The sequence below is a fragment of the Candidatus Methylomirabilota bacterium genome (genome assembly GCA_035764725.1).
GTDB lineage: Bacteria > Methylomirabilota > Methylomirabilia > Rokubacteriales > CSP1-6 > DASRWT01.
Map to the genome: position 1 here is coordinate 1 of DASTYT010000037.1, position 5,251 is coordinate 5,251.

Annotated in this window: 6 protein-coding genes; 5 read left to right on the plus strand and 1 reads right to left on the minus strand. The window is 69.9% G+C overall.

The window, feature by feature from the left end:
* The 3 genes from ligD to VFX14_05270 all read left to right on the plus strand — a co-directional run.
* The coding region (ligD, locus tag VFX14_05260) for a non-homologous end-joining DNA ligase (protein ID HEU5189078.1) at nt 1-757 on the plus strand (757 nt) is incomplete at its 5' end.
* A gap of 187 nt (nt 758-944) precedes the next feature.
* The gene (locus VFX14_05265) at nt 945-1,217 is read left to right on the plus strand and encodes a hypothetical protein (protein ID HEU5189079.1); all 273 of its coding nucleotides are present in this window, start codon (nt 945-947) and stop codon (nt 1,215-1,217) included.
* 68 nt (nt 1,218-1,285) lie between these two features.
* Nucleotides 1,286-3,994 (plus strand): ATP-binding protein, encoded by a 2,709-nt coding sequence (locus tag VFX14_05270; GenBank protein ID HEU5189080.1) that lies wholly within the window; start codon nt 1,286-1,288, stop codon nt 3,992-3,994.
* Here the strand turns inward: VFX14_05270 and VFX14_05275 are convergent.
* Entirely contained in the window at nt 3,947-4,168 is a 222-nt protein-coding gene (locus tag VFX14_05275; GenBank protein HEU5189081.1) for a DUF3185 domain-containing protein, read from the minus strand. The two genes, VFX14_05270 and VFX14_05275, sit on opposite strands and share 48 nt — an antisense overlap.
* A 214-nt stretch (nt 4,169-4,382) precedes the next feature.
* Between VFX14_05275 and VFX14_05280 the strand changes: the two genes are divergently transcribed.
* On the plus strand, nt 4,383-4,616 hold the full coding sequence (locus tag VFX14_05280; protein ID HEU5189082.1) for a CsbD family protein: 234 nt from the start codon (nt 4,383-4,385) through the stop codon (nt 4,614-4,616).
* Between the two features lie 218 nt (nt 4,617-4,834).
* Nucleotides 4,835-5,251: response regulator (locus VFX14_05285; protein ID HEU5189083.1), on the plus strand; the 417-nt coding region annotated here is incomplete at its 3' end.

The window sequence follows — 5,251 nt, forward strand, 5'->3', positions numbered from 1 at the left end:
GCCGACGACCCTCGTGCGCTGTCCCGACGGCATCGATGGGCAGTGCTTCTACCAGCGTCACGCCGGGCCGGGCGCGGCCGGCGGCGCGCTCCGGCGGGTAAAGATCGGCGGCCAGAAGGCGGACGGGCTCGTGGTGGACTCCGTCGCTGGGCTGATCAGCACCGTGCAGCTCGGCATTCTCGAGATTCACACGTGGAACGCGACCATCGACGATCTCGAGCGGCCCGACCGCATCGTGCTCGATCTCGATCCGGGCCCCGGCGTGCCGTGGGCCCGCGTGGTCGAAGCCGCGCGCCTCATCCACCGGATGCTCGAGCGCGTGGGCCTCGAGAGCTTCGTCAAGACCAGCGGCGGCAAGGGGCTCCACGTCGTAGCACCGCTGACGCCGCGCGCGAGCTGGGACGAGACGGGCGCCTTCACGCGGGCCGTCGCGGAGACCTTGGCCCGCCGTCAGCCCGAACGCTTCACGGCCACGATGACGAAGACGGCGCGGCCCGGAAAGATCTACGTGGACTATCTCCGCAACCGGCGCGCCGCCAGTACCGTGGCGGTGTTCTCGACGCGCGCCCGCCCGGGCGCGCCCGTCTCGATGCCGCTCGCATGGGACGAGCTCTCGCCCCGCGTGACCGCGGACCGCTTCACGGTCGCGACCGTCCCCGCGAAGCTTGCCGCGCGCCGCGTGGATCCGTGGGGTAGCTACCCAAAGGTTCGGCAGCGCCTGCCCAAGGGCTCGCTCGAGGGCGCCGGCTCCGACTGAGCCGTCGAGCGCGCACGCCCGCCTTTTTACACGGTCTCGGTAGGTAGGACTTACCGGTCGGTAAAAAGTTTCACGGGGCCCTCCCTTTGAGAGGCCTTCTTTGCGCTGAAAATGCGTTCTTTTCAGGCTTTCCCCGCGCTGGACGCATGCGAGGCAGGGCATGTCGCTTGCAGCCGGGAAGCCCATCATGACACAGCGTTACATCGTCACCTCGAGCCACCCGGATTACGACATCGTGGTCACCACCGAGCAGCGGGCCAGCGGAGCTTGGGCGGTCGTCGCCAATGTCGTGCACGCCACGCCGACCGGCCTCAGCACCATGCCGGTCCCCGTTCCCTCGTCAGACTTCTCCACGGAGTCCGACGCGCGGGAGACCGGCGTGCGTGCGGCTCAGGCATGGATCGGTGACAACGCGCCGGAGGACACCCTGCCGGAGGATGAGGTAGGCGCTACGCGTTGAGCGCGCCTGACGGCTCGAGCGGCAGTGACGCCGCAGAAGCCCCCGGGTCACGCGAGCGAGCGACGGCGTTGCCGCGGCGCGGAAGTCTGCTCGAGCGCCGGTTCTCCGTACGCGCGCACCTGATCGTCCTCGTCCTCGCCGCCGTGCTTCCGATGGTGGTCTTCACCGCCTGGCTGGCCATGAGCCTGTCCGGTGAGCGTCGGATCACGGTGGAGCGAGAGACGGCCGACAGCGCGCGGGCCGTCGCCAACAACATCGACCGCGAGCTGTCCGCGGTGGTCGGCACGCTCAACATCTTGAGCATGTCGCGCAATCTCCAGGCCGGTGACCTCGCGCGCTTCCGGGACGACGCCGAGCGGCGCGTCACCACGCAGAGCCAGTGGATCGCGGTGGTCCTGAGCGACCCCAGCGGACGCGAGCTCATGAACACACGGCGGCCCTTCGCCACCGACGCCGAGCCCGTGATCGAGGGCGATCGGGAGAGCCTGACCCGCGCCATGACGACCGGACTGCCCGCGGTGGGCGCGCTGCAGCCGGGGCCGAGCGCCGCCGATGCCTACTTCGCCGTGCGCGTCCCCGTGTACCAGGACGTGCGGCTGGTCTACGTGCTCAGCGCCATGATCTCGGCCGGCAACATTCGCGACATCCTCATCGAGCAGAAGCTCTCCGGCGACCGCTTCGGCGTAGTCGTCGACTCCCACGGGCGCATCCTCGCCCACTCCGAGGCCCATGCCGAGTTCGTCGGCAAGAGCTCGCCGTACCCGGTGTCCACGCCGGCCAGCCCGCTGCACGTCTGGACAGGCGGCGTCGACTCACGGGGGCGGGTGTACTACACTCAGGCGCGATCGAACGTGAGCGGATGGACCGCGGTGGCGGTCGTGCCGGCCCTCGTCGTGGACCAGCCGTTCTGGCGCTCGGTCCGCGCGGTGACCACCGGCGGGCTGGGCTTCCTGCTACTCGGCATCCTCGCCGCGACATTCCTCGGGCACCGCATCACCGGACCCATTCGCGTGCTCGCCGGATCGGCCTACGACCTATGCTCCGGGCGGCTCACCCGCCGCCCCCGCTCCCCGGTGGCGGAGGTGGACGCGATGTCGGACGCGCTCCTCCACGCGGGGCTCCAGCGGGCCGACGCCGACCGCAACCTCCGCGACCGCGAGGAGCGCCTCTCCGCGATGGTGAACCAGGCGACCGCGGGGATTGTCCAGTCCGATCTGCGGGGGCGCCTCACGTTCGTCAACGACCGCTTCTGCGAGCTCGTGCAGCGCCCGCGTGATGAGGTCCTGCACCGGCGGATCGAGGACATCGTGCACTCGGACGACCTGCGGGCGTTCCGCGACATCCTCAAGGACCTCCAGGCGACCGGGCGCTCGCGGACCTTCGACACGCGGTTCGTCCAGCCCGGTGGGCGCGTGGTGTGGGCGAACGTGTCGATCTCGCGCATCCGGGAGCTGGGGCAGCCCGGCTCGGCGCTCGCGGTGGTGACCGAGATCACCGACCGCAAAGCGGTCGAAGCGGAGCGCGCGGCCCTCCTCGCCCGGGAGCGGTTGGCGCGCGCGGAGGCCGAGAAGGCCAATCTGGCGAAGGATCAGTTCCTCGCGACGCTCTCACACGAGCTGCGCACGCCGCTGAACGCGCTGCGCCTCTGGGCGGGCGTGCTGCGCCAGCAGCCCCTCGATGCCGCCACGCTCGCCAAGGCCGTCGACACCATCGATCGCAACGCCGCGCTGCAGGCTCAGCTGATCGACGATCTCCTGGACATCTCGCGCATCGCGTCGGGCAAGCTGCGGCTCGAGATGCGGCCGCTCGATCTTCGTTCGGTGATCGAGTCGGCGGTGGAGACGGTCCGGGCGGCGGCCGAGGACAAGGGGCTGACGATCGCGCGCGCGCTCGACCCGGACGCGGGGCTCATCATGGGCGACGCCACCCGGCTCCAGCAGGTGCTGTGGAACCTGCTCACGAACGCGGTGAAGTTCACGCCGCGCGGCGGCCGCGTCGAGGTGCTGCTCGGGCGCCGCGTAGGCCACGCCGAGCTTTGCGTGCGGGACACCGGCCAGGGCATCGCCCCCGACCTCCTGCCGCGTATTTTCGATCGCTTCCGGCAGGGCGACAGCAGCACCACCCGCGTGCAGGGCGGGCTCGGCCTGGGCCTCGCGATCGCCCGGCAGCTCGTGGAGCTGCACGGCGGCGGCATCAAGGCGGAGAGCCCGGGTGAAGGGCAGGGCGCCACGATGACGGTAATCCTGCCGCTCGCCCACCGATCGGATGGTCAGCCCGCCGGGCCGAGCGCGCGGCACGAGCCCTCCGAGCTGACGTCGATTCTCGCCGGCGTCCGCGTGCTGTTCGTCGATGACGACGGCGACGCGCGCGAGGCCTGCGCGATGAGCCTCGGGTGGGCCGGCGCGAAGGTGGCCACGGCGGCCTCGGTGCCCGAGGCCATGCATGCGCTCGAGCACGAGTGGCCCGACGTGCTCGTGTCCGACATCGGCATGCCGGGCGAGGACGGGCTGAGCCTGATCGGCCGCGTCCGTCGCGTGGAGCTGGCGCGCGGCGTCGGCGTGCCGCTTCCCGCGGTAGCGCTCACCGCCTACGCGAGCGACGAGGACGCGGTGCGGATCCTCGCCGCGGGCTACCACGTCCACGTCAAGAAGCCCATCGAGCCCTTCGCCCTCGTGGACATCCTCGCCGACGTGCTCGATCGCCGCGCGGGCGTGCCGCCGTTGCCGGGCTCAGCCGCGCCGCGAGCCCGCGAGCACGAGAACGATCCCGCCAACTAGCGCGGCGCCGCCCAGCACGGGCGAGAGCGGGATCGTCTTCTTCTTCTCGACGCTGGCCTTCAGCGGTCCGATGTCCACCACCTTCTCCCGCGTGGTGTAGGTGATGCCCTCGTAGCCCAGCGCCACCACGCCGAGGACGATGAGCACGATGCCGATGATCATGCTGGCCTTCATCCGTCACACCTCCATGGGTTGTCCAACGGTACTCACGGGGCTGCAAGAGCAGTGCCGACCGGGTCGATATTCCCGACGCGCGCTCCTTTCGCGCAGACCACTCCGGCGGCGAAGTCCCGTCACATCAGCCGTTTGTGTCGCGTCATCCGAGCGGCATGTCCCTTGCTCCCCTTTCGGGCGAAGGCACGAGGCAAAGTCCGAAAGGAGGAACTTAATGAACCGCGACGTTCTTTCCGGCAAGTGGAAGCAGCTCAAGGGCAGTGTCAAGGAGCAGTGGGGCAAGCTCACCGACGACGATCTCGACGTGGCGGCCGGCCGCTACGACAAGCTCACCGGTGTCCTGCAGGAGCGGTACGGCTGGGCCAAGGATCGCGCGGAGCGCGAGCTCGATCAGTTCCTGGATCGCACGCCGGATCCGGAGATGGAGTCCACGCGGCGCGTGCGCTAGCTCATCACAACGAGCGCCGGAGCTTCGCGGGCTCCGGCGCATGCAGTACCGGGCAATACCCTCAGAGCGCGGCGGCGGCCGGACGCGGCAGCCGTCGCGCTCACGCGGTTACACGGTAATTACTACCCGCCCCCGAAAGCCCGCCCTGGGCGGTGAGCCGTAACCCTCCGGATTTTAGAGCGTACATTTTTGCACGCCCCTTGCAGCCTGGGCCGTCCATGGCACATAGAATCTTGGTTGCGGACGACGACGCCGATACGCTCGAAGGGCTCACGACGCTCTTGACCGGCTGGGGCTACGAGGTCGAGCAAGCGCGCGACGGCGACGAGGCGTTTCAGCGCGCGCTCGCCTTCCGTCCCGATCTCGTGATTGCGGACCTGGTGATGGCGGGCATGGATGGCTTGTCGCTCGCGGGGGCGCTGCAGCAGGATCTGCCCTCGGCGACGGTGATCATCCTCACCGCCCACGCGACGGTCGACACCGCGGTGAGCGCAATGAAGCGCGGGGTGTACGACTACATCACCAAGCCGGTGGAGACGCGGCGTCTCCGGCCCCTCATCGAGAAGGCGCTCGAGAAGTCGGAGATGATGCGCGAGGTCACGCTCCTCCGCCGCCAGCTCAAGGAGGCGCGCGGG